Origin of the sequence: Micromonospora sp. NBC_00860, assembly GCF_045207375.1 — a bacterium.
Lineage (GTDB): Bacteria > Actinomycetota > Actinomycetes > Mycobacteriales > Micromonosporaceae > Micromonospora > Micromonospora vinacea.
Genome location: NZ_CP108825.1, coordinates 5,627,422 through 5,650,935, shown reverse-complemented (window position 1 = coordinate 5,650,935; position 23,514 = coordinate 5,627,422). Strand labels below are relative to the sequence as shown.

Annotated in this window: 23 protein-coding genes and 1 tRNA gene; 16 read left to right on the top strand and 8 right to left on the bottom strand. The window is 71.3% G+C overall.

The features are described 5' to 3' along the window. Positions 1–16: 16 nt before the first annotated feature. The gene (locus OH804_RS25995; RefSeq protein ID WP_406060100.1) at positions 17–1,225 is read right to left on the bottom strand and encodes an amino acid deaminase/aldolase; all 1,209 of its coding nucleotides are present in this window, start codon (positions 1,223–1,225) and stop codon (positions 17–19) included. A gap of 308 nt (positions 1,226–1,533) precedes the next feature. Between OH804_RS25995 and tmk the strand changes: the two genes are divergently transcribed. The 6 genes from tmk to OH804_RS25965 all read left to right on the top strand — a co-directional run bounded on the left by tmk (position 1,534) and on the right by OH804_RS25965 (position 7,519). Further along, positions 1,534–3,633: a dTMP kinase gene (tmk, locus tag OH804_RS25990; RefSeq protein WP_406066671.1), complete on the top strand. Its 2,100-nt coding sequence runs from the start codon at positions 1,534–1,536 to the stop codon at positions 3,631–3,633. Next, positions 3,633–4,895, top strand: a complete 1,263-nt coding sequence (locus tag OH804_RS25985; protein WP_196920703.1) for a DNA polymerase III subunit delta' — start codon at positions 3,633–3,635, stop codon at positions 4,893–4,895. Before tmk ends, OH804_RS25985 begins: the two co-directional genes overlap by 1 nt. A gap of 122 nt (positions 4,896–5,017) precedes the next feature. Then, positions 5,018–5,347 carry a YbaB/EbfC family nucleoid-associated protein gene (locus OH804_RS25980; protein ID WP_007454690.1) on the top strand — a complete coding sequence of 110 codons (330 nt, stop codon included), beginning with the start codon at positions 5,018–5,020 and terminating at the stop codon, positions 5,345–5,347. Position 5,348: 1 nt separating this feature from the next. Beyond that, the gene (locus OH804_RS25975) at positions 5,349–5,654 is read left to right on the top strand and encodes a hypothetical protein (protein WP_196920704.1); all 306 of its coding nucleotides are present in this window, start codon (positions 5,349–5,351) and stop codon (positions 5,652–5,654) included. After that, positions 5,654–6,334: a hypothetical protein gene (locus tag OH804_RS25970; RefSeq protein ID WP_406060097.1), complete on the top strand. Its 681-nt coding sequence runs from the start codon at positions 5,654–5,656 to the stop codon at positions 6,332–6,334. Before OH804_RS25975 ends, OH804_RS25970 begins: the two co-directional genes overlap by 1 nt. Positions 6,335–6,679: 345 nt before the next feature. Beyond that, positions 6,680–7,519 carry a regulatory iron-sulfur-containing complex subunit RicT gene (locus tag OH804_RS25965; protein ID WP_196920706.1) on the top strand — a complete coding sequence of 280 codons (840 nt, stop codon included), beginning with the start codon at positions 6,680–6,682 and terminating at the stop codon, positions 7,517–7,519. Between the two features lie 174 nt (positions 7,520–7,693). Here OH804_RS25965 and OH804_RS25960 read toward each other — a convergent pair whose 3' ends face one another. Next, on the bottom strand, positions 7,694–9,448 hold the full coding sequence (locus OH804_RS25960) for a metallophosphoesterase family protein (protein WP_406060095.1): 1,755 nt from the start codon (positions 9,446–9,448) through the stop codon (positions 7,694–7,696). 144 nt (positions 9,449–9,592) lie between these two features. On the opposite strand from OH804_RS25960, the gene OH804_RS25955 reads away from it, so the two are divergent. From OH804_RS25955 to OH804_RS25945, 3 genes are all read left to right on the top strand, one after another. Next, positions 9,593–9,666: transfer RNA gene (locus tag OH804_RS25955), tRNA-Thr, on the top strand. A gap of 561 nt (positions 9,667–10,227) precedes the next feature. After that, complete coding sequence (locus OH804_RS25950) at positions 10,228–10,887, top strand: hypothetical protein (protein ID WP_406060093.1); 660 nt, start codon at positions 10,228–10,230, stop codon at positions 10,885–10,887. Positions 10,888–11,109: 222 nt separating this feature from the next. Continuing rightward, positions 11,110–11,721, top strand: coding sequence for a hypothetical protein (locus OH804_RS25945; protein ID WP_406060091.1), 612 nt, complete (start codon positions 11,110–11,112; stop codon positions 11,719–11,721). Positions 11,722–12,680: 959 nt separating this feature from the next. On the opposite strand, the gene OH804_RS25940 is transcribed toward OH804_RS25945, so the two are convergent. The 3 genes from OH804_RS25940 to OH804_RS25930 all read right to left on the bottom strand — a co-directional run bounded on the left by OH804_RS25940 (position 12,681) and on the right by OH804_RS25930 (position 15,197). After that, on the bottom strand, positions 12,681–12,935 hold the full coding sequence (locus tag OH804_RS25940) for a hypothetical protein (RefSeq protein ID WP_406060089.1): 255 nt from the start codon (positions 12,933–12,935) through the stop codon (positions 12,681–12,683). 651 nt (positions 12,936–13,586) lie between these two features. Then, a complete protein-coding gene (locus OH804_RS25935; protein WP_406060087.1) occupies positions 13,587–14,462 on the bottom strand; it encodes a patatin-like phospholipase family protein in 876 nt (291 codons plus the stop codon). Positions 14,463–14,552: 90 nt separating this feature from the next. Next, positions 14,553–15,197, bottom strand: a complete 645-nt coding sequence (locus tag OH804_RS25930) for a class I SAM-dependent DNA methyltransferase (RefSeq protein WP_406060085.1) — start codon at positions 15,195–15,197, stop codon at positions 14,553–14,555. A 72-nt stretch (positions 15,198–15,269) separates the two neighbouring features. Between OH804_RS25930 and OH804_RS25925 the strand changes: the two genes are divergently transcribed. From OH804_RS25925 to OH804_RS25915, 3 genes are all read left to right on the top strand, one after another. Next, positions 15,270–15,677, top strand: coding sequence for a VOC family protein (locus OH804_RS25925; protein ID WP_406060083.1), 408 nt, complete (start codon positions 15,270–15,272; stop codon positions 15,675–15,677). A 31-nt stretch (positions 15,678–15,708) separates the two neighbouring features. Next, positions 15,709–16,251: a DUF4240 domain-containing protein gene (locus OH804_RS25920; RefSeq protein ID WP_406060081.1), complete on the top strand. Its 543-nt coding sequence runs from the start codon at positions 15,709–15,711 to the stop codon at positions 16,249–16,251. A 98-nt stretch (positions 16,252–16,349) separates the two neighbouring features. Beyond that, the gene (locus OH804_RS25915; protein WP_406060079.1) at positions 16,350–16,970 is read left to right on the top strand and encodes a hypothetical protein; all 621 of its coding nucleotides are present in this window, start codon (positions 16,350–16,352) and stop codon (positions 16,968–16,970) included. Positions 16,971–16,983: 13 nt separating this feature from the next. Here OH804_RS25915 and OH804_RS25910 read toward each other — a convergent pair whose 3' ends face one another. Continuing rightward, a complete protein-coding gene (locus OH804_RS25910) occupies positions 16,984–17,601 on the bottom strand; it encodes a pyridoxamine 5'-phosphate oxidase family protein (RefSeq protein WP_196920714.1) in 618 nt (205 codons plus the stop codon). A gap of 166 nt (positions 17,602–17,767) precedes the next feature. Here OH804_RS25910 and OH804_RS25905 point away from each other — a divergent pair, with 166 nt between their 5' ends. Genes OH804_RS25905 through OH804_RS25895 form a run of 3 tightly spaced genes read left to right on the top strand, consistent with a single transcriptional unit; the run spans position 17,768 to position 19,931 of the window. Beyond that, positions 17,768–18,271, top strand: coding sequence for a DUF2231 domain-containing protein (locus tag OH804_RS25905; protein ID WP_196920715.1), 504 nt, complete (start codon positions 17,768–17,770; stop codon positions 18,269–18,271). Then, positions 18,271–18,822 carry an Hsp20/alpha crystallin family protein gene (locus OH804_RS25900; protein WP_196920716.1) on the top strand — a complete coding sequence of 184 codons (552 nt, stop codon included), beginning with the start codon at positions 18,271–18,273 and terminating at the stop codon, positions 18,820–18,822. Before OH804_RS25905 ends, OH804_RS25900 begins: the two co-directional genes overlap by 1 nt. An 8-nt stretch (positions 18,823–18,830) precedes the next feature. After that, positions 18,831–19,931, top strand: a complete 1,101-nt coding sequence (locus OH804_RS25895; protein WP_406060076.1) for a glycosyltransferase family 9 protein — start codon at positions 18,831–18,833, stop codon at positions 19,929–19,931. A gap of 1 nt (position 19,932) precedes the next feature. On the opposite strand, the gene OH804_RS25890 is transcribed toward OH804_RS25895, so the two are convergent. Beyond that, positions 19,933–20,811, bottom strand: a complete 879-nt coding sequence (locus OH804_RS25890; protein WP_406060074.1) for a glycosyltransferase family 2 protein — start codon at positions 20,809–20,811, stop codon at positions 19,933–19,935. After that, positions 20,808–22,643: a D-glycero-beta-D-manno-heptose 1-phosphate adenylyltransferase gene (gene rfaE2, locus OH804_RS25885; protein ID WP_406060072.1), complete on the bottom strand. Its 1,836-nt coding sequence runs from the start codon at positions 22,641–22,643 to the stop codon at positions 20,808–20,810. Before rfaE2 ends, OH804_RS25890 begins: the two co-directional genes overlap by 4 nt. A 170-nt stretch (positions 22,644–22,813) precedes the next feature. Here rfaE2 and OH804_RS25880 point away from each other — a divergent pair, with 170 nt between their 5' ends. After that, on the top strand, positions 22,814–23,356 hold the full coding sequence (locus tag OH804_RS25880; RefSeq protein ID WP_406060070.1) for a type 1 glutamine amidotransferase domain-containing protein: 543 nt from the start codon (positions 22,814–22,816) through the stop codon (positions 23,354–23,356). The last annotated feature ends 158 nt before the right edge of the window (positions 23,357–23,514 follow it).

Genomic DNA, 23,514 nt, shown 5'->3' with positions numbered 1-23,514 from the left:
GGGCGGCTGTCCGGTCTCAGAGGAAGGCGTGCCCCTCACCCCGGTAGGTGGGGACGGTCGCCACGACCGCGTCCCCCTCGACCAGGTGCAACTCGTTGACCCGTTCACACAGTTCGCCCGCCTTGGCGTGCCGGAACCACACCCGGTCGCCGACGCGCAGCCCGGCCGCCGCCGCTCCGGACAACGGAGTCTGCACCTCGCCGGCGCCCTCGGTGCCGACCAGCTTCAGCCCCGCCGGTAGCCACGGCCGGGGCAGTCGACTGTCGGCGGCCGGGCCGGAGGCGATCCAGCCACCGCCGAGCACCGTCGCCAACTCCGGCGTCGGTCGGCGGACCACAGCGCAGGCGAAGAACGCCGCCGGAGTGGGCCGCCAGGCGCGGTAGGCGTCGAACAGCGTCGGCCCGTACAGGCCCGATCCCGCGGTGACCTCGGTGACCGCGGGATCGGCGCTGGTAGCGGCCACACTGCCGGTGCCGCCGCCGTTGACGAATTCCAGGTCGGCGTGCTCGCGTACCGCGGCGACCGCCGCACCACGGCGGGCCAGCAACTCGCGGTACGAGCTGCGCTGGGCCAGCCTGATCGCGCCGGCCAGCAGCGTCCTGCCCGGCGGCGCGTCGCCCAGGCCGGCGATCTGCGCCTCGTACGACATGAGCCCGACCAGCCGGAAGCCGGGCCGCCCGGCGACGGCGGCGGCGAGCGCCCCGGCGGCCCGCGCGCTGTGCACCGGTGAGCGGCGGACGCCGACGTGCACCCGCCCGCGCAGCGGTCGCCAGGAGGCGTCCAGGTCCAGGCAGAGCCGCAGCTCGGCACGCTGCCCCGGAGCCCCGACGGTGTCGATGAGGTCGAGTTGGCCGGTGCTGTCGACCATCAGGGTGATCGCGGCGGCGAGGGCCGGATCGGCGCCCAGCTCGGCGAGGGCGGCCCGGTCCGCGCTCGGGTACGCGACCAGCACGTCATCGCTGACGCCGGCCCGGACCAGCCAGATCGCCTCGGGCACTGTGAAGGCCATCACGCCCTGCCAGCCGGGCCGGGCGAGGGCTCGACTGATCAACTCCCGGCTGCGGACCGACTTGCTGGCGAGGCGGACCGGCTTTCCGGCGGCGCGATCGGCCAGGGCGACCGAATTGGCGTCGAAGGCCGTGAGGTCGACCACCGCGTACGGGGGGTCGAGGTGGGCAGTCGCCCGATCCAGGCGCTCGCGAAGTTTGTCGCTTTCGATGGCCACGTGTGCACGCTAACTGTCCGACGGAAAATGCGAAATACCCTCGCGTACGTCCGGGCTGCGGTCGGTACCTTCGGCGGCCTAGGCTCAGCGAGCAGGAGAATGTCGCCCGGGGGGTGGCCCCCCACCGGGTCTAGAGTGTTGCACCGGAGGTGCCCAGCGATGGGCCGGCACGTGGAGGTACGGCCATCGAAAGCCAGAACAGCGGCGAGTCGCCCGGCGTGTCGCGCTCAGGTGACCAGTCGGGCAACGCCGCCACGCAGCCCAACGGCGGTCAGGTTGATCCGTCCGGCTATGCCGCGATCCGCTCCGTGCTGCGCATCCGGCCGTTCCGCCGGCTCTGGATCGTGCTCGGCGCGGCCTCCTTCGGTGACTGGCTCGGCCTGCTGGCCACCGCCCTCTTCGCCGCCTCGCAGGTGCAGGGCAGCACCGCCCAGGGCGCCGCGTTCGGCGGTGTCACCGCGATCCGGCTGCTGCCCGCGCTGGTGCTCGGCCCGGTGGCCGGCGTCTTCGCCGACCGGTTCGACCGGCGCTGGACGATGGTCATCTGCGACCTGCTGCGCTTCGTGCTCTTCGCCTCCATTCCGCTCTACGCCCTCAGCGGCGCCGCGGGCGGCCTGGTGGTCGGCTGGGCGCTGATCGCCACCTTCCTGATCGAGTCGCTCACCCTGCTCTGGATCCCGGCCAAGGAGGCCGCGGTCCCGAACCTGATCCCGCGGGCACGGCTGGAAGCGGCCAACCAGCTCACCCTGATCACCACGTACGGCCTCACCCCCGTCGCCGCCGCCATCGGCCTCGCCGTGCTCGACCGTGGCGTCCGCGGTGCCGTCGGCGGCGACCTGCCCTCCTGGGCCGAGCCGGCCCAGCTCGCGCTCTGGTTCAACTCCTTCTCCCGGCTCGCCACCGCACTGGTGGTGGCATTCGGGATCAAGGAGATCAGCGAGGCGCAACGCGGTGAGGCCGAGCGTGCCGAGCAGAGCATGTTCCGGCAGTTCTCCGAGGGCTGGAAGTACATCGGCCAGACCCCGCTCGTCCGTGGCCTGGTGCTGGGCATCTTCGGCGCGTTCGCCGGCGGCGGCATCGTGGTCGGCACTGCCAAGTTCTTCGCCAACTCCCTGGGTGCTGGCGACGCGGCGTTCTCCCTGCTCTTCGGTGCCATCTTCGTCGGCCTGGCGCTCGGCATCGGGCTCGGCCCGATGGTCGTCAAGGAGATGTCCCGACGTCGCTGGTTCGGCATGAGCATCGTGCTGGCCAGCGCCGCCGTGATGACCCTCGCCTTCGCCATCCACCTGTCCATGGCGATCGTCGGCGCGGTGCTGGTCGGCGCCGGTGCCGGGATGGCCTTCCTGGCCGGCACCACGCTGCTCGGCGGCGAGGTGGCCGACGAGGTGCGCGGGCGGGTCTTCGCTGTGGTGCAGATCGGCACCCGGCTGGTGCTGATCCTGGCCATCGGCCTGAGTAGCGTGCTGGTCGGTGTCGGCGGCTCTCGCAAGCTGGAGATCGCCGACCTCGGCATCTCCGTCTCCTCCACCCGACTGCTGCTGCTCGCCGCCGGTGCGGCCGGCATCTTCGCCGGGATCAGCGCGTTCGGCCAGATGGACGACAAGAAGGGCGTACCCGTCCTCGCCGACCTCTGGGGCTCCATCCGGGGTCGTCCGCTGATGCCCGCCGAGCCGTTCGTCTCCGCCGGGCTCTTCGTGGTCTTCGAGGGCGGCGAGGGTGCCGGCAAGTCCACCCAGCTCACCGCGCTCTCCGAGCGGCTGCGCGGCCACGGTCGCGACGTCGTGGTCACCCGCGAGCCGGGGGCCACCGGCGTCGGTCGGCGGATCCGGTCGCTGGTGCTGGACACCTCCGGCGACGACGCCCCGTCACCGCGCGCCGAGGCGCTGCTCTACGCCGCCGACCGGGCGCACCACGTGGCCACCGTCGTCCGCCCCGCGCTGGTCCGCGGCGGCGTGGTGATCAGTGACCGGTACGTCGACTCGTCCCTGGCGTACCAGGGCGCCGGCCGGACCCTGCCCGTCGACGAGGTCTCCTGGCTGTCCTCCTGGGCGACCGGGGGCCTCAAGCCCGACCTGGTGGTGCTGCTGGATGTCGAGCCGCGCACCGGCCTGTCCCGGGTCGCCTCGCGCAACACCGGCACCGACCGGCTGGAGGCCGAGTCGATCGCCTTCCACGAGCGCGTCCGGTACGCGTTCCTCGACCTCGCCGCCGCCGACCCGAAGCGCTACCTGGTGCTCGACGCGTCCCGGCCGGCCGACGAGATCACCGCGCTGGTGGTCCGGCGGGTCGAGGAGATGCTCGGCAAGCCGGGCGGCATCGTGCACCCGCGGCCGGCGCAGGGCCCGGACACCTCGGTGCAGCCTGAGTTATCCGACGCGGAGCTGGTGACGATGGAGCACAAGACCTGATGCCGGACGTCTTCGCCGACCTGGTCGGTCAGGACGAGGCGGTGATCGAGCTGCGGCGCGCGGCCGCCGCGGCAGCCGCCGTGCTGCGTGCTGGCGCACCCGCGCTGGTCGCCGCCGGCCCGGCCAGCGGCGACGCGTTCACAGCCGACGACGCCGCGACCGGCGGGATGGACCCGTCCACCGGGATGACGCACGCGTGGATCTTCACCGGGCCACCCGGCTCCGGCCGCTCCGTCGCCGCACGGGCGTTCGCCGCCGCACTCCAGTGCGTGCACGGCACCGGCTGCGGCGAGTGCCCCGGCTGCCACACCACGATGGGCGGCACCCACGCCGACGTGCGGATGGTGGTGCCCGAAGGGCTCTCCATCGGCGTCAACGAGATGCGCGCGCTGGTGCTCCGCGCGGCCAGCACCCCGTCTGGCGGGCGCTGGCAGGTGGTGGTCATCGAGGACGCCGACCGGCTCACCGAGGCCGCCGGCAACGCGCTGCTCAAGGCGATCGAGGAACCCCCGCCGCGGACGGTCTTTCTGCTCTGCGCCCCGTCCACCCACCCGGACGACATCTCGGTGACCATCCGGTCGCGCTGTCGGGTCGTACCCCTGCGGCAGCCGCCGGCCACCGCGGTGGCCGAGGTGCTGGTTCGGCGGGACGGCATCGCGCCCGACGTGGCGCAGTGGGCGGCGGCGGCCGCGCAGGGTCACGTGGGTCGGGCCCGCCGGTTGGCCCGCGACCCGGAGGCCCGCAAACGGCGTGAGGCGGTGCTCGCGGTGCCCCGTCGGTTGACCGGTGTCGGTGCGGCGTTCGACGCGGCATCCGCGCTGATCGAGGCGGCCGAGGCGGAGGCCGAGGCGTCGGTCACCGAGGCCGACACGACCGAGCGGGCGGCGCTGGAGACCGCGCTCGGCGCGGGCGGCACCGGCCGGGGCGCGGCCGGTGCCATGCGAGGAGCCGCCGGCCAGCTCAAGGAGCTGGAGAAGCGGCAGAAGTCCCGGGCCACCCGGGCCCAACGGGACGCACTGGACCGGGCGCTCGTCGACCTGGCCGGCTTCTACCGGGACGCGCTCACCATGGCCCTGCGCGCACCCGTCGCCCCGGTGCACACCGACACGGCCGCGCTGGCCGGTGCCGGCGCGCAGAAGTGGGACGCCGAGGGGTCGCTGCGCCGGCTGGAGGCCGTGCTCGCCTGCCGTGCGGCGATCGAGGCGAACGTCAAGCCGCGGATCGCTGTCGAGGCGATGATGCTCGCCCTCTGGAAGGGCTGACCCGCGCCTCCCGGCCGTTGTCCACAGGCATCGACAGGCCCGATTGCGGTGCGGTACGGTCCCTGTGCCGTGGTGACGGTGGCAGCACACTGAGTGATGGATCACCCGGGAGGAGTCGGCCGATGCCGCGGGGGGAGATCGACGAAGCCTGGATCGAGGAGGCGGTGCGACGCTACCGCCGGATCGAGTCCCTCCAGGCCGAGTTCGACCAGGCGGTGTCGACCGTCGAGGTGACCGTCCGCTCACCGGACGGCCTTGTCGAGGTGGTGGTCACCGCCGGTGGACGGATCACCGACGTCCGGTTCCTCGGGCCGCTGCACACCCGCAGCCCGCGCGACGTGGCCGGTTCTGTGCAGGCCGCGGTCACCGCGGCAGCCGACGCCGCCGAGTGGGCCCGGGAGAAGCTGCACAACGAGACGTTCGCCGCCTACCGACCGCTCGCGGGGGCCTGAGATGGACACACTGCGCGCGCTCTCCGCCCGACTGGACGAGGCGAGCGCCACGCTCACCCTCGTCTCGCACACAGTCACCGCCAGCGACCCGGCCCAGGCCGCGTTCGGCGCCGACGCACCGGGTCGCCCCGGCGAGATCGGTCGGGCCCTGCACAGGCAGTGGGCCACCGCCACCGACGACCGGGCCCGGGAGGCCCGCGCCGCCGCCGGTCGACTCGCCGCCGCCGCGGCTGCGGTGCGGGAGGCCGCCGACCGCTACGCCGAGGTCGACCGGGCGGCCCGCCGCCGGCTCGCCGGAGAACCCTGATGGACGCACTCGACCGGCTCGCCGAGCCCGGCGTCGACCTGCTCCGCCGGGTGGACACGCTGATCGCGGCCGGCGTCCCCGAGGGGCACCGGGTGTGGCCGCTGCTGCGCCGCATGCAGGTGCTGCCCGGTGACGCGGTCCGCAGCTTCCTCGACCTGCACCCGGTGCCGCTCGCCAGCGCAGGCCACGCCGTGCGCCGGCTGGTCCGGGGGTACGACGACGTCTCCGCCGTGCTCACCGACTCGGTGCTCTGGTCCGGCCCGGCCGCCACGGCGTACGGGCAACAGCGGGCGGCGCTGCTGCGCCACCTCGACGAGGGGCCGGACAGCCTGGTCGGGCGACTCGAATCCACCGCCGGTTACGCCGACGCCCTCGCCGACTGGGTGGAGGGCAGCCGCCTCGCGCTGGCCCGCACGTTGGCCGACGTGCTTCGCTCGGCCGAAGCGGTCGCCGTGGTCGCCGCCACCGCCACCGGTGCGTCGACGCGCCCCGGGCCGGTCGGGCCCGGTGTGGCCGACGCCGCCGAGATCGGCGCACGGGTGCTCGCGGTGCTCTGCGTCGCGTACGACGGCGCGGAGACACTGCTGCGGCAGTGGGCGCCGAGCCTGGCCGAGGCCGCGTGGCGTCCGCCAACGGATGGGCGACCCCGCTACGACCAGCCCACCCGGGTCGGCTGGTAACCGAATCACCGTCCTGCCGGCCGGGCTCGCATTGCCTTGGACCTCGGCCCTCCGGCTGTGGCGGGTGTTGCCCCGGACAGGCCACGGCGTCGCTCGCGGGCGCCTGACCGGAGCCGGCACCCACGGCGACGCCGTGGTCTTCCCCCTGCACCCCCCGCAGGTCTGCCTCCACTCAACGCCGCCGAGGCCCGTCTTGTCTCCTGCCCGGCCCCGGATTCAACCGTCCGGGCGAGCAGCAACGGCACGACGGGACGCCCGGCAATAGGTCGAGTCGACGGTCATGAATGGCAGCGGGGCGCAGCCGGCCGCTGCGCTTCACGCCGTGACCCGTCGTAGGGTGGGGGGATGGGCATGCTCTGCGCGGTCAGCTTCAACCGGTACGGGCGCCTCTACTACCTCGACCCCGGTGAGTTTCGTCCGCAGGTGGGCGACCGGGTGCTGGTGCCCACCGACGACGGGCCCGAGGTGGCGGAGTGCGTGTGGGCCGCGCAGTGGGTGACCGAGGACACCGACGGCTTCCCCCGCCTGGTCGGGCTGGCCGGCGACGACGACCTCCGCCGGGATGAGGCGTTGCGTCGGCGTAAGGCCGAGGCGAAGGTGGCCGCGAAACGGCTGATCCGCTCGCACGGCCTGCCGATGAAGGTGGTGGCGGTCGACCATGTGCTCGGCTCCGCCGAGAGCGGCGGCGAGCGCAGCACCGTGTACTTCACCGCCCCGCACCGGGTGGACTTCCGGTCCCTGGTCCGCGACCTGGGCGCGACCCTGCATTGTCGGGTGGAGCTGCGTCAGCTCTCCGCACGTGACTCGGCGCGGGTGCAGGGCGGCATCGGCTCCTGCGGTCGCGACCTGTGCTGCGCCACGTTCCTCACCGACTTCGAGCCGGTGACCATCCGGATGGCGAAGGACCAGGATCTGCCGCTCAACCCGCTGCGCATCTCGGGCGCGTGTGGCCGGCTGATGTGCTGCCTCAAGTACGAGCACCCGCTGTACCAGCGCTTTCAGGAGACGGCCCCGGCGGTCGGCAGTCGGGTCTCCACCCCGGAGGGCGACGGCCGGGTCGTCGGCCACAGCGTCCCCCGCGACGCGGTGACGGTTCGTCTGGACGCGGACGGCTCCCGCTGCTCCTGCTCCCGGGCCTCGGTCTGCGCCCCCCGCCAAGCCCACGACCAGCACTACACCCCCTGACTCCCGCCCGTCCCCCCTCGACCCCCACCCGGTCCGCCCGACTCCCGGGCATCCCTCAGCCCAGTTGATCAAGAAGTTTGCGTCAGGAATCACGCCCCGCGTGACGCAAACTCCTTGATCAACTGCGTTCAGTGGGGTTGGCGGGGAGCCGGGCGGACCGGGTGGGGTGGTGGGTTAGTGCAGGACTGTGGGGGGTTCGGTCAGGTGGGGGGTTAGCGGGGACTTCGGGATCAGCCAGCTCTGGGTGGGGGACTGGTCGGGGTTCACCTGCCAGTCGCGGGAGACCCGATCCACCCCCACCGGGTAGATGGTCAGCGTGCCGTCCGGGTCGATGCGCAACCGCAGGAACGATTTGGAGTCCTCGATCCCCTGGCCGGCGAAGAGTTCGTTGACGTTCACCCCGAACGAGCCCGCCACCAGCAGGTACGCCGCCACCAGTTGGCTGGCGACCAGACCTATCACCGGCCCGTAGAGCACCGCGGCGGCGACCGCCGGCAGCGGCCACGGCCAGTCGTAGAACGGCAGCGCCAACCAGACCCAGGTGCCGGCCGCCGCCAGCGCCACCTGCGCCACGCCGTGGCCGACGCCGAGGATCCAGTGCCGTGCGTGGCGCTTGCCGCTCGCACTCGGCGGCTTGGCGAACAGGGCCGCCGCCACCACGGTCACCAGCACCATCACCACCAGCGGAACGCTGAACAGCCGCTGGTCGGTGCTGTCGGACCAGTTCGCCGTCGCACCCGCCATGGCCAGCATCAGCAGGGTGTGCAGGGTGCCGAGCAACGTGGTGAAGCCGGGATTGCGCAACGGCAACCGCGGGAAGATGCCCCAGCCGTAGCGCCGGGACCGCGCTGCGTCCGGGTAACGGGCAACCAGGTCGTACGGCTGGGCGGAGCTGGCCTTGCGGGCCAGCGTGTCCCGCGGTGGCACCTCGATGCGCTCCGGCAGCTTGTGCGTGGGATAGAGGTACGCGCCGCCGCCACCACACGTGATCAGCTGCCGGTCCGGCCCGGAGTAGCGGGCGTAGTGGTGCAGGTCGCCGGAGAGCAGCAGCCGCACCCGCGCCCCGGTCGGGTCGATGATCGTACGGATGAAGTAGTCGATCGAGTCGTACGCGGTGGGGTTGTCGGCGGCCTTGACCCAGGTCGGCGCCGGCGCCGCGATGATCACCTTGGACTCGGGGCCGAGCCGCCGGGCCACCTCGTCGAAGTAGGCCAGCTGCGGGTCGTCCAGGTACGAGCCGGACTGGTCGTCCACACCCAGCAACCACCAGCCGGCCGGCAACTCCACAGCGAAGTACGACCGGGACTGCCCGGTGCCCCAGCCCGCGAAGTTGCGGTCCCGGGAGCGGACGAACAACCGCAGGAACGCGGTGAGACCGTCGTACCAGTCGTGGTTGCCCGGCACCGCGAAGAGCGTCGGCTTCTCGGGCGGCGGCACCGGCAGGGCGGCCTGGTAGGGGCCCTTGCACCGGTCCTCGTACGCGGCGTAGGCCGCCGACGGGTACACCTGGTCCCCACCCATCACCAGGGTCTGCGCCCGGGGCAGGCGGTGTCCGTCGACGGTCAGCTCGGGCTGCGCCAGCAGGTACGCCACGGAGTAGGTGGCGTTGAAGCCGTCGCCCAGGTCGGCCACGTAGTCGAGCCACAGCCCGCCGTCCGGCCCGACCTGGCGGAAGACGCCGTCGCCGAACGCGTTCTGCAACTCGCGCTTGTCGAGGTACGCCCCGAAGAGCACCGCCAGCAGCGTCCGGATGCCGGTGCTGATCAGCAGGAACGGCGCAAGCCACGGCACCGGCTTGCGCGGCGTGAAGCCCAACTCCAGCGGGTCGGTGCTGCGCGGCCGGTGGGCGGCGCGTTCACCGGCCGGCGCACGGTCAGGGCGTTCAGTCGTCTCGTCCTGACGTTCGGGGTGGTCGCGTTCGTCGCTCACCCGGCGCAGCGTAGTCCCGGCCCCGATCATCCGCTGTCCGGTAAGCGTCCAGATAGTGGACGATGTCCGGTTGGTGCTGGCCGGGGCGGCGGGGGTATCCCGTTCGGGCGGTGCCGCCGGGGTGCCGTACACTTGCTGATCGTTGCCGCCTTAGCTCAGTCGGCTAGAGCGACGCACTCGTAATGCGTAGGTCGACGGTTCGATTCCGTCAGGCGGCTCGGTACGGAAGCCCAGGTCATCGGCCTGGGCTTCGCCGTTTCCCGAGGTCGACGACACCGCCATCGGTGGTGCCGGTCCGCAGATAGTCCGCACCCCGCGCCGCGAACGCTTCGTCCGTTGCACCGCCGTCACATTGGCACCAGCCGCCACGGCCAGACTCGCTGCTGTGTGCCGCAGGTCGTGGGGAGTCACACCGGCCAGCCCGACCGACGCCGCAGCCGGCGCGAAGACCCGGGTCCGGAAGTTGGTGTTGCGCAGTGGCCCGCCGTTCGGAGCGGTGAATACCAGCGCGTCTCGACGCTTTCCGGCGACGTGCACGGCCAGCTCGTCGACGTACTACGCAAGTGGGCCGACATGCTGCCGTCACCGGTCGAACCCAAGCTCTGACAGATCTCGCTGTGATCCGACAGCTGATGTGCGACGTAGCTCCGCCGGGTGATGTACGACAAGCCGAGCCGTCTAGGTACCAGCTGGCCGGCGACCCACGCCCTGTCGCGCAGATGAGCGGATGCTCCAGCTCCTCGACTGGTAGACGACGTGACCCTGCCATCATCGGGGCCATGCGCGACTGGGAGCAGCTCCTCCACGAGGTTTCATGGTTCCTCCGACCCGGAGAGAGCGCCGTAGTGGGCGAGGCGCAGCCGTGGACCCGCGGATCGATCGACGACATGCCTGAACTGTCTGCGCTGCTCGACTCGACGACCCTCACGCCCGTCACCGTCGGAGGCAATGCCTACGAGTTGCTGGCATGGGGATCACTGAACGATCGACGGGGATGGCTTTGCCACCCGCCTCATGAGGTGGATGGCGACCTCGTCCCCCAGGCCCATGAGGGCTTCTGGAGGCTCTGCGGCGGAATGGTCGAGAGGTTCGGTGAGCCCGACACCTGGTGGACCAACCAGAACGAGGTGCTCACGGTTGATGCGACGCGCGTGCGAATCGCAGATGCTCTGACCGACTATGCGTGGCTCTGGGAAGACGACGGCCTAGAGGTTTCCATCAACTCCGATGAGTACTACGCCGTCGCCGTAGAGGCCAACGGGAATCTGACGCTGGCGCATCGAGACGACGGTCGGCTAGTTCTCTTCGCACCGGACCACGCGTTCACCGGTGTCACGCCATTGGCTGGCTCCCCGCCGTACTCGCTGCTCACGATCGATGATGTGCCCGACCTCGCGACCTGGATAGAGGTGTGCGCCGCGGCCTGGCGACAGCAGTAGGCCGACAGGCTGCCGGATCTGCCGCTTTCCGCGCGCCGACTGCGTGTCGCAGATCAGTTGACGGACGCGTGTCGCACTTCAGTCGACGAAGGACACTGACAGAGCTCAGGCACTGCCGAGTTCCCCTCTTTGGGATCAAGGCGGCCCGCAAGCGGGCCGCGCCGGCCGGCCGGCGCTGACGGACGAAGATACGGCAATCTCGATGCGTGTTAAATGCTGGCCATGTCGCTGATCATCGGACCCGCGTTCACGATCCCCGGCTACAAAGCCATGGCCCCGCCTGAATACACGACCGAGTGCGACGCAACCGTGTATGCGGCAGATGGCGTGGTGGGATACCCCGCCTTCTGGTGGCACTACCTGTCGGGACCTCTGGGTGCCTACCCGGAGTCGGAGGCCGCCTTCGAGGTGCAGGCCGCTGATTACCACGCGATGTGCGCCGTCCTCGACGACCCCGAGCGCTGGCCGGTCATCTCGGTTCGGCTCGACGGAGAAGTGTGGCTGCGGATCGTGTACCGCAACGTCGAGGATGAGGCGGGGATCGACTTCGTGCAGGAGCTGCCGGGCCGGCCAACAGAGGTGATCACCTCGGTCGAGGGCCACGGGTTCACGTCCGCGATGACCTGGGTGGAGCTGCTCGCCGCAGCGGCGCTGCCGGATGAACGGCTGACCTGGGCGCAGCGGCTCATCCTGATGCTGCCCATGCTGGGTCCGCAGGAACTGTCCGAGGACGCCGAGGAGATTATGCATAGGGCACTGGACGGGATCGGTGCGACAAACCGGTTGGCCGTGGCAGGAGCCCTGCTCGACGCCCTGGACTGGCGTACTCACTAGCCGGAACCTAAGGACCTCGGGGCTCCGCCCCGAACCCCGACCCTCCTCGGAGATCCGCCGGAGAAACGACGGCCAGCAGGTGGGATCTCCTCGCCCGCGCACCGAGACGGCTACCCGAGGTTCCCCGGCTGCGCCAAGGCCAAGCCGCTTCGCGGTCGCCTACGGCGAGCCTTGAGACCACCCGCTGACGCCGACGCCACCCGACAACGACAGACGGGCTGACCAGGGAAGCAGCCACCTGACCAGCCATCCGCGATCTTCTTGCAATCCCCGGCCCAGGACCTTCCATGTCGTAACCGCCTGTTACGGTGCGCCGCAGTTGGCCGGTCAGAGCAACCCATCTGGGACAGCGCGGCTACGGGGGGCGGGCACTGGTAGGTCCCCGGAGTGGTCCCGGGACTGAATATGGGACACCGCGACCCGCCCCCGCCACGGCTTACCACGAGCCCGAGGTGAGCGGTCCGCATCTAGTCCGCAAGAGGTCGACGGACGGCGGGGGAGTGGTGCGAGATGTCGAGAGGCAATTCCGCTGCTAGACCGCCGTGTGACCAGGTCGGCGGGGCAGCCATTTTGATCTCGTAATGCGTAGGTCGACGGTTCAATTCTGTCAGGCGGCTCCGCTGAAAGGCCCAGGTCACCGGCTTGATTGCCGATCATGACCTGGGCCCTTTGCTTGCCGTCGCCAGGTCGAGCAGCCAACCTGCTCACCGGACCGCAGCGCACCCTCCAGCCGTGCCGCAGCTTCCCGCGTGACCTCGGGGCACGTGTGTAGATGTTGAGAGTGGCGCTGATCTGAGAGTGACGGAGGATCTCCATGACCACGGGCGCAGTCGACGAACCGACCGAGGCAGCAAGAAGGCAGCGCGAGCGTCGGGGCTGGTCGACCGCGAACGTCAATTGACGACGTCGGGGCACATGGTCGTCTACCTGGATCGGCACCAGTCAGCAGCAGTCCGCTGTCACCACTGCTCATCAAGGGCTTCGATCTGCTTACGGAGTTTGCGGGCATCGTTCGGTGGCAGGACCGCAACGACGACGTCCAGGACCCAGCGCAGCTCGGGCGGGTTCGGACAGCACTCCATCACCCCGCAGCCGGCGCTCTCGTCCCACAAGCGATGCCATGGGTGGCGCACAAACCATGACCAGGTGCGTAGCGCGTCGGACACGGCCTGGTTCCAGAGTCGGGTGCGTTCGAGGTAGGCGATGACTTTCAAGCCCCGGGCCGAGAGCCCAGGGATGACCGAGGTTGACCCGTCAAGAGGTCGCCGGTAGATGGAGTCAGCACGCAGTTGTGCGGGGCGCCTACGCGGCATTGCCCTTTCGTGGAGTCGACATGCCGATCATCGTTGCACACCCGCTCTCGGCCTATCTGCGCGACGACTTGCGTGGTGGCGACCGGACACGACGACTTCCGCAGCGGGCGTCAGCCTGCTGGACGGGTACGGACGCGACGCACAGAGCTGGTGAGCGAGATGCCGCCGTAGCCTTACGCCCGTGGATCCAGATCGACCAGATCCCCGGCCACTGTCACCAGAGGAGGCCGCGGTCCTGCATGCACTGCTGGCGCAGGACTTCCCCGGCGCGAGCGAACTCCGGATGCAGTCGCGGGACGTCCTGGCTCAGCCGGGTTGTGGCTGTGGCTGCGGCACCATCTGGCTTTGGCCGCAAGGTCGACACCTACCGGCCTCCAACGCGACGGGTCCGGTACCAGCGGAAGGCATAGTGGTCGACGATCAAGGCAAGACGATTGGCGGGATCTTGCTGTTCGTTCAGGAGGGCCAATTGGCGGACCTTGAGGTGTACTCGTACGACGAGCCACTGCCGATGCCCTCCGCGCATCGGGTTTCGTGGTTCCTCAGAGACCGCTAGCCTCGGGTTTTTTGCCCCGGCGTTGGCTCCGCGAGGGCGGCGGCCACCCGGGACGCCTCACGTCGGCCCTGGTTGCGGGCTGCGGCAACGAGCGCGGGCACGACGGATCGGTCCATCACGCTGGTCCCCTGCGCTTGTTTGGAGGCGTGGTCGCGGAGAAGCAACTCCACCCGGCGGCCCGTTCCCAGCGCGGCTCGCTGCTTGTCGATGCGTGCCCACGGTCCGATCGCGGCGGTGCTCGGCGCGAGAGCGATGACCGGGCCGTTTCCGGGGGCGAGATCGAGGTTGACTGTCGACCGCATGCCGCCATCCATGTAGCGGCGGCCGTTGATGGCAACCGGGGCGGCGGAGATCGGCATGGCGCAGCTCGCGGCGACGGCGTCCACCAGGGGTACGCCGTCGTGCCTGGTGAATGTGCGGCTGGCGCCCGTCTCGGTGTCGACGACCACGATGCGAAGGTCGGCGTCGTCCCGCCAGACGTGGTCGGGCAGTCGAGCCTGGGCTATCCGGCGCTGCCGGGACGGGTCGTCGATGCGCGCGGCGAGGGCGAGCCGGCCGAGGCGGCGAGCGGCCTGCTCGGGGCTGCGCGCGAACAGTTGTGCGCGCGCGAGCCGAAGCAGGTCGAGCAGGCGCAGGGCGGGTGAGGTCTCGTGGGCGACGCCGCCGCGCTGGCGTTCGAAGAGTTCCGCCAGTGGGGTGCCGCTGGCGATCTGGGCACCCACGACGGCGCCGGAGCTGGTGCCGATGAGGACTGCCCCCGGGGTCACTGTGACCCCCTTGTCGGCAAGCCCGGCGAGGATGCCGACCTCCCAGGCGATGCCGGCTACTCCACCGCCACCGAGCACCCAGACGGGCCGCGCGTCGTCCGTCATCAGTCGCCTCATTCGGTCGAATACTGCTAACGCTGTACGCAGTTTAGGCTAACAGCGGTGACCGTGGATCGACAACGGGTGCGTGTTTGCTCAGGGTTCCCGTCGGCCGACGATGATTCCGCCGAGGCGGCTCTCCGCCGAGGTGACTGTGGTCTGCGAGTCGACGCTGAACCCGTGCTGGCGCAGCCAGGCTGCCACCTGGTCCGGCTGCCGACGATGGACGTGCACGTTCATCGGGTGGCCGCCGTAGCCCTCCGTCTTGACTGTCGTCTCGTCGCCCACGTGGAAGCCGAGCAGCAGGGAGCCACCGGGACGGACCACCCGCCGGAAGTGCGCGAACACGGCGTCGATGTCGTCGTCGGGGATGTGGATGAGGGAGTACCAGGCGACCAGGCCGGCCATCGAGCCGTCGGCCAGGTCGAGGTCGGTCATCGAGCCGACCTCGAACCTCAGCTCGGGGTGATCACGGCGGGCCACCTCGATCATCCCGGGTGAGAGATCGATTCCGAAGGCGTCGACGCCGAGCGTGTGCAGGTGGGCGGTGATGCGCCCCGTCCCGCAGCCAACATCCGCGACCGGCCCGCCGCCGGTGCCCCGCACGAGCTCCGCGAACGATGCCAGGGCAGCTCGTTCGTACGGTGCCTCCGCCAGGAGGTCACGCACCAGGCGCGCGTAGCTGACCGCGACAGTGTCGTAGGAGTCGCGAGTCTCGGACAGCCAATCGTCTACGGTCACGAGTTCAACGGTAATTCAGCGACACACTGATGCCCTGGCCATGCCGGACCGACAGTTTGGAGGCGTCCACCCGTGACTTCCGCACCGGTGATCGTGAGTCTGCCCATCTCCGACCGGGCTACCTCCTACCGCTTCTATCGGGACGGACTCGGCCTCGACGCCGTGGGCGAGTTGGCCGACGACGGCATCCCGGAGCCGTTGCAGTTCGTGGTCAACGACGGGCTGCGGTTGATGCTCATCCCGACCGGCGGCTTCGGTTGGGTGATCGGCCGGCACGAGGTCGCCCCGAGGGGTCAGAGCGAATGCCTGCTCAACCTTGGTGTCGCCTCGCCGACCGACGTGGACGCGCTCGTCGAGCGGGCGCGCGCTGCCGGTGCCGAGATCATCACCGATACGGCAGCACAACCCTGGGCGTACGCGGGCGTCTTCGCGGACCCCGACGGTCACCTGTGGATGGTGTCCGCCGATTCGGAGGCCTGAAACCGTCGGTGGTGGTGGTTACGGTCCGACGGTGACCGTGACCACCGACACCCTTCAGGCGATGCCCACCTCTGCCGACGAAGCCCGGCTGTGGGCGCTGATCGAGGCGGCCTGGGCCGAGTTGGGCGCCGAGCCCCTGGCGCTGCGGCAGGCCCTCATCGAGCGCGACCCGGCCCATGACGACGACGGCCCGGCCTACGCCATCGATGCCTGGCTGGACGCGTTCCTGGACCGTCTCGGGCACCTGACCGCCGAGCTGACCGGGCAGGAGTTGACCGACCTCGACCGGGTGGTGGAGCGCAAGCTGCACGACATCGATCGGGAGGACATCCACGAGGTGACGGACGGGTCCGACGACGGCTTCCTCTACGCGCGAGGGTTCATCGTCGCCCTGGGGCGGGCGTACTACGAGGCGGTCCGCGCCAACCCCGCTATGGCGCTGCTGGACGCCGACTGCGAAGGGATGTGTTACCTCTTCGCGCACCTGCACAACGATCGGTTCGGTTCGTGGCCGGAGACCGGCTCCGGGATCTCCCGGGAGTCGTTCGGCAACCCAGCCGGCTGGTCGGCCTGAGCGGCGTCGTCGGAGCCAACTCCGGTCCGGCCGCACCGGTGGGAGGTCCGCCTTCACCGGGACAGCAGGCGGACCTGACGTGCGGTTAGCATCCGCTCATGACCACGGGGGTTCCAGGAACGACGGTCCGACCAGGGCGGCGCGTCGTCGTCGGGTCCAGTGTGCTGCTGGCGGTGAGTGGCCTCGCCCGGCTCGCGCAGGTGGCGGCCGAGGCCGTTCAACAGAACACCTACCTGAGAGCGCACGAGCAGGTGGGCACCCCGAGTGGCTTCGCTGCCCTGCCGATGGTGTTCCTCATGGGCGTCGGCCTGGTCGTGGCGTTGACCGCCCTCGTCGTGCTGGCGCTGGCGCTGGCCAATCTCGCCGGTCGGAACTGGACCCGGATCGTCACCTGGGTGGTCGGCGGCGTGACGGTGGCGGTGTCGGCCGGTTGGCTGTTCCTGGGCCTCATCTTCACCGTGTCGGGCGGCAACGACACCCCGGATAGTCCCGACGGGAGTCGGGTCGAGGAGGTCGCCGCTCAACTGATGCCCGGGTGGGCCGAGCCGGTCAGCACCGTGTCGGGGTTCGTGGCGTCGCCCGTGCTCCTGGGTGCCCTCGTCCTGCTCGCACTCCCACCCGCCAACGCCTTCTTCCAGTGGCGTGGCGGGGTGCAGGATCCGCCGTATCCGGCCGAGACCACCCGGCCCGACGGCGGGCGTGTTCCACAGCAGGTCTAGGTGAGCAGCGGGCTCAGACGTAGATCTTCGTGGCGTACTCCGGGCCGTAGTACCGTTCCAGGTCTTCGAGGCTCTCCGTCGACGCCTCGACCTCCTTGATCAGGCGGGCCCGGGACGGCAGCGCCTCGGGCTGCCAGGTCTCCGGCTGCCACAGCGCGGACCGCAGGAACGCCTTCGCGCAGTGGTAGAAGATCTGTTCGATCTCCACCACCACGGCGAGCACCGGCCGGTGTCCCTTGACCACCATGTCGTCGAACCACTGCGCGTCGCTGACCAGCCGTGCCCGCCCGTTGATCCGTAGCGTGTCGGTCCGCCCGGGGATCAGGAAGAGCAACCCGACGTGCGGGTTGTCGAGGATGTTGCGGTAGCCGTCGGCCCGTCTGTTGCCGGGCCGCTCGGGCAGGGCGATGGTCGTGTCGTCCAGCACCAGGGTGAACCCGGCCGGGTCGCCCTTGGGTGAGACGTCGCAGCTGCCGTCCGCGCCGGCCGTAGCGATCAGGCAGAACGGTGAGGCGCCGAGCCACTCGCGGTCCCGCTCGTGCAGGCGGGTGCGTTCCTTGTTGGCTGCCCGCGCGCTCGGGACGCCGAGCAACTCGCGCAACTCCTCGTGCGAGGTGATCTCCACCGTCACGTTGATCCTCCCTCAGCCGTTGACCCGGTGGCGGGCACCACCGTCGTCAGCCTAGGCCGCCGTGACCAGCGCGAGGTTTGTGCCTGGTTGCCGGGGGTACGGCCTCACCCGACGCGCTCGCTGCACGAGACCGTTCCGCAGGACGCCGACCAGTGGAGGCCGGAAGATGGAGAGCCGACTCAAGGTGCTGGGTCACCCAGTCCATCCGATGCTGGTCATGTTCCCGGTCGCGCTGCTGGCCACGGCGGTGCTGTTCGACGTGGTGGACACCGTGGGTGGCCCCGACTTCCTCGGCGAGGTCGCGTACTGGAACATCACCGTCGGCCTGATCGGTGGCCTGCTCGCCGCGGCGGCCGGCTCGTTCGACCTGCTGGCGATCCCGACCGGCACCCGCGCCAAGCGGGTGGGACTGCTGCACGCGGGCGCCAACGTCGCGGTGATCCTGCTCTTCGCCGCCGTGTGGGCGGTGCGGCTCAACGCGGATTCCCGGGCCGCCGGCGGCGCACTGGTCGCCATCGAGGTGGTCGCGCTGGCGATTCTCGGCATCAGCGCCTGGCTCGGTGGCGAACTGGTCGACCGGCTCGGTGTGGGCGTCGACAGCGACGCCGGCCTGGACGCGCCCAGCTCACTACGGCCACCGACGGCCACCCAGCGGATCGGAGAGGTGTGATGAGCGAGCAGCAGTTCGGCGGCTTCGGCCGAGGGTGGCGCGGCAACCGGCAGCAGGGCTGGGACCCGATGGGGGAGTTGCAGTCGCTGCGCTCCGAGTTGAGTCGCCTGGTCGGTGGCCGCGCCGGGGCGTCGGACGTCGAGTTGACCGAGACCTCGGACGGCTGGGAGGTCGTCGTCCGGCTGCCCGGGGTGGCACCGGAGGAGGTGGCGGTCGAGCTTGACGACCGCGAGCTGTGCGTGCGGGCCCGCTCGGAGGCGGAGGTCAACGCCGACCAGGGCATCCCCGGCGGCTTCGAGACCCGCGGCTTCGAGTACCGGGTCAACCTGCCGTCGCGGGTCGACCCGGACGCCATCGACGCGGTGATGGACCACGGCCTGCTCCGGGTCCGGCTGCCACGGGCGAGCCGGCCCACGCCGCGCACCATCACCGTGGGCCGCACCGGGCCGCGCTCCGGTGACCTTTCCACTGGTACGCCGATGCCAGCCGATCCCGCCGCGGACCGGGAGATGCACCGCCCGGACACCGCTGGCGAGATCGACCGGCCGTAGCGGGCCGGGTGGTCACCCCGTCCGTGCTCGGCCCGACCGCCGAGCGCCTTCCCGACGTGCGGCGGATCGCCGTGCTGCGCGCCAACGCGCTCGGCGACTTCATCTTCACCCTGCCGGCGCTGGACGCGCTGCGCAGCGCGTACCCGTCGGCGGAGATCGTGTTGCTCGGTGCGCCGTGGCACGCGAAGCTCTGGCGCGACCGGCCCGGCCCGGTGGACCGGGTGCTTGTGGTGCCGCCGGCGCCCGGCATCCGTAAGCCGGAGCCGGGTGAGCCGGAGTCGTCGATGGACGACTTCCTGGCCGCTGCCGCCGGCTTCGACGTGGCGGTGCAGATCCACGGTGGCGGCGCCAACTCCAACCCGCTGGTCAGTCGGCTCGGTGCCCGGGTGACTGTCGGCCTGCGCGCCGACGACGCGCCGCCGCTGGACCGGTGGCTCCGCTACGTCTACTACCAGCACGAGGTGATCCGCTACCTGGAGGTGGTGGCGCTGGTGGGAGCGCCGGCCACCACCATCACCCCGACGCTAGCGGTGACCGACGCCGACCGGGCCGAGGCCGCCCGGGTGCTCGGCCCGGTGGACCGTCCCCGGGTGGCGCTGCACCCGGGCGCCACCGACACGCGCCGCCGCTGGCCGGCCGAGCGTTTCGCCGAGGTGGCCCGTGCGCTGCACGAGGACGGCTACGAGGTGCTGGTCACCGGCACGCCCTCCGAGCAGGAGGTGGTGGACCAGGTCGTCGCCGCGGCGCAGGTGCCGGTGCGCCCGCAGGTGGGCACGCTCGGCCTGGGCGGGCTGGCGGGCTGTTACGCCGACTGCGCGTTGGTCGTCTCGAACGACACCGGCCCGCTGCACCTGGCCGCCGCTGTGGGCGCGCCCACTGTGGGGATCTTCTGGGTCGGCAACCTGATCAACGGGGCCAGCCCTCTGCGGGGCCGGCACCGGCCGATCAGCTCGTGGACTGTGCACTGCCCGGTCTGCGGGGTCGACTGCACACCGGGCATCTATCCGCACCGGCCCGGCGACGGTGAGTGCCCACACCGGGATTCCTTCGTCACCGACGTTCCGGTGGTCGAGGTGGTGGAAGCCGCCCGGGAGTTACTCACGCGGTAGGTCAGGCCGGCTGCGGGGTGTCCTCGTCGGCGAGGACGACCTCCCACGCCTCGACGTCCCGGTCGGTGACGGTGGTGGGGGACTCCAGGTGGTACGCGCCGCTGGGCAGGATGCCCGCGCCGCCGTGGCGGGACAGCACGGCGAGCTGCGCGGCCACGTCCTCGCCCTGGTGCTTCTCCTGCACCCGACGCCAGAAGTCGAAGCCACCGGCGTCGACGAGCTTGGCCCGGTCGTAGAGCACGCACCCGCCGATCCAGGAGACCTTGTACGCCCGCCACGCGCCCGGCGGCAGCGCCAACCGCTCGGTGATGTGCAGCAGGTTCGCGGCCGAGTGGATGCGGGCACGGCTCCATTGCGGGGTGTCGGGCCGGATCCGCTCCGGTGTGGGCGGGCCGGTCCACTCCTCGTAGTGGCGGTGCGATTCCGGCCGCACGTCGTCGGTGTACGAGAGCCCGTGCACGCCGTTGCCGACGAACCCGCAGCCCAGCTCACCGATCGCGGTGACCAGTCGGTGCAGCGCACCCGGTTCCAGCCAGATGTCGTCGTCGAGGTTGAGGACGTACCGGGCGGCCGAGGTGGCGAGCAGGTACGCCCGGTGTTCGGCCAACCCCCGGCGGGGCAGCCGGCGGGTGAGCAGCACCGGGTGACCCCGGTGGCGCAGCGCCCGGACCATGGTGGCGGCGGCGGGATGCGCGTACGCCGGATCCCCGTCGGACTGGTCGCTGACGACCACCCCGAAGCCGGGTACGCCGTCCTGGGCGGCGAGACCGCCCAGGGTGACGGCCAGCTCGGCGGGCCGGTTCCGGGTCGGAATCAGCACGTCGACCAGTCGATCGGCGCGGAACTCCTCCGGGGTGCCGAGGTCGAGAGGGCGGTTCACGACGCCTGGGTGCGGGTGCGCAGCGACGGGTCGGGCTCCCGGTCGGTGACCTGTGGCGACGGATCCTGGCTGTGCGAACGGATCCGCTCGATGATCGCGGAGGTGGACCGGTCCGGCACGTACCCCAGGGTGCGCACCTGACCGCCCAGCCGGCGCACCAGCGGCGCCTCCGGCACCAGCTCCGGCGGATAGTCGCCGCCCTTGACGTACACGTCCGGTCGGACCGCCTCGATCAGCGCGGCGGGCGAGTCCTCCTCGAAGACCACCACGTGGTCCACGCAGGCGAGCGCGGCGAGCAGGGCGCCCCGGTCCTCGACCGGGTTGACCGGCCGGTCCGGGCCCTTCAGTCGTCGTACGCTGCCGTCCGAGTTGACTGCCACGATGAGCAGGTCACCCAACGCGCGGGCCTGCTCGAGGTAGCGCACGTGCCCGCGGTGCAGCACGTCGAAGCAGCCGTTGGTGAAGACCACCGACCGTCCCGCCTCGCGGTACTCGGCGACTATCGCGTCCAACTCGTCGCCGCCGACCAGCGCGGGGTGGCTCGTCGTGTCGGTCGGCTGGTCCAGCGCGGCGAGCAGGTCGTCGCGTCGGCACACGCAGGTGCCGGTGTCCGAGACGGTGATGGTGGCCGCCAGTTGGGCGAGTTGGGCGGCGGTGGGCAGGGGCGCGTCGGCGGCCAGGGCCAGCGTCATCGCCGCCAGGTACGCGTCGCCGGCACCCACGGCGTGGCTCGCCGGCACCGGTGTGCTGTGGCTGCGTCGGGGTTCCCCGTCGGCGCCGCCGACCACCGCGCCCTCGGTGTCGAGGGTCACCGCGACCACGTCGGCGCCGGTGTGCGCCCGCAGTTCGGCCAGCCGCGACTCGGCCAGGACGGCCCGGTCGACGCCCTCTCCGGCCCGGGTGTTCACTGTGACGCCGGTGCCCGTGACGCTGAGCCCGTCGCCGGTGAGGGCGACCCGGCCCTCGCCCGGGGTGGGCTCACCGAACGGTCCCGGGCGGTCGGCCCGGGTCAATTCGGCGGTCGGGTCGTCGGCGCGTACCGCGCCCGGGGCAGCGCCCGCCGTCATCTCGGACGGGCCGTCGGCCGGGTCGCCGTCCGGGTGTTCCAGGTGCAGTTCGGTCCCGCCGGTCGGCCGGGTGGTACCGCCCGCGCGGGCCAACAGCCGGGTCGCCTCGGCGAAGCTGGGGGTGACCACTGTCGGCGCGAGGCCCCGCCAGTCGGCCAGGTCGTGGGCGTCCAGCGCGACAGTGGCGTACCGCTGGCGGTTGTCGACCAGCCACGCGCGGACCGGCGCGGGCAGCGCGCCCAGGCCGTAGTCGCAGACCACCAGGGTCGGCGCCTGTCCACCGGCGGCGGCGCGCAACTCCTCGGTGGCGCAGCTCAGGGCGGTGAGCAGCCGGGCCACCCCGTCGTGGTCCAGGGCGTCCTCCGGGTCTCCGGAGTCCTCCCGCAGCAGGATCTGGTTGCCGGCCAACATTCGCCGCTTGACGGGGGTGGGTCGCCCGGGTTGGTTGACAGTGCGGTCCCAGACGCTCGCGCGGTCCAGGCAGTCGTGCAGTTCGTCCCCGGCGACGTCGGCGCCGACCGGTGCCACCAGTACCGCCCGGCCGCCGAGGGCTGCCACGTTGACCGCGGTGTTCGCGGCCCCACCGGCGGCGGAGATCCGCCGGCGCAGGGTGAGGACGGGGGCGGGCGCCTCCCGGCAGAGCCGGTCGGAGTCGGCGAACCGCCATTCGTCCAACATGGCGTCACCGACGATCAGGACTGGGCGTCCGAGCCAGCTCTCCACGACGGTGGCGAGCCGGCGCTGTTCCGCTGCTGCTCCTGCCATGCCTCCCCGGGTCCCCAGCGGCCTGCCGGGCAAACCTGCGCGGCGACCGGTCTCGCCGCTGGTCAGGCCACCTTCGGTGTGCCCTGACCGGTCCGAACCTGTCCGACCTGTTTCGGGCGTTCGAGCGCGGGAAGGGGATTGAGGTACCCCCGGAAAGGAGATGTACCGAGATGGCAGCGACATTGCAGGGCAAGCGGATCGCCTTCCTGGCCGCCGACGGCGTCGAGGAGGTCGAGTACGTCCAGCCGCGCGAGGCGGTCGAGAACGCCGGCGCGACGGCCGAACTGGTCTCGCTGAAGCCCGGTTCCATCCAGTCCTTCAACCACCTGGACCACTCCAAGACGTACGACGTGGACGTGACAGTCGACAAGGCGGACGCCGCCGGCTACGACGCGCTGGTGCTGCCCGGAGGGGTGGCGAACCCGGACTTCCTGCGGGGCGATCCGGACGCGGTGCGGCTCGTGAAGGCGTTCTTCGACGCGGGCAAGCCGGTGGGGGTGATCTGTCACGGCCCGTGGACGCTCATCGAGGCGGACGTGGTGCGCGGTCGACGGATCACCTCCTGGCCCACCCTGCGTACCGACCTGACCAACGCCGGAGCCACCTGGGTGGACGAGGAGTGCGTGACCGACGGCAACCTGACCAGCAGCCGCAAACCCGACGACCTCCCCGCCTTCTGCGCAGCGATCACCAAAACCTTCGCGACCGCCTAACCCCGGCTCCCACCCACCCCTTCCCCGTTGATCAAGAGGTTTGCGTCAGGAACGCCGTTCGCCGTGACGCAAACCTCTTGATCAACGCCAGGATGCGGGAGCGCGAGCGGGGCGCGGTGGGGGTTGGTTTTTGGCGGTTGGGCGCATGTTTTGGGGCT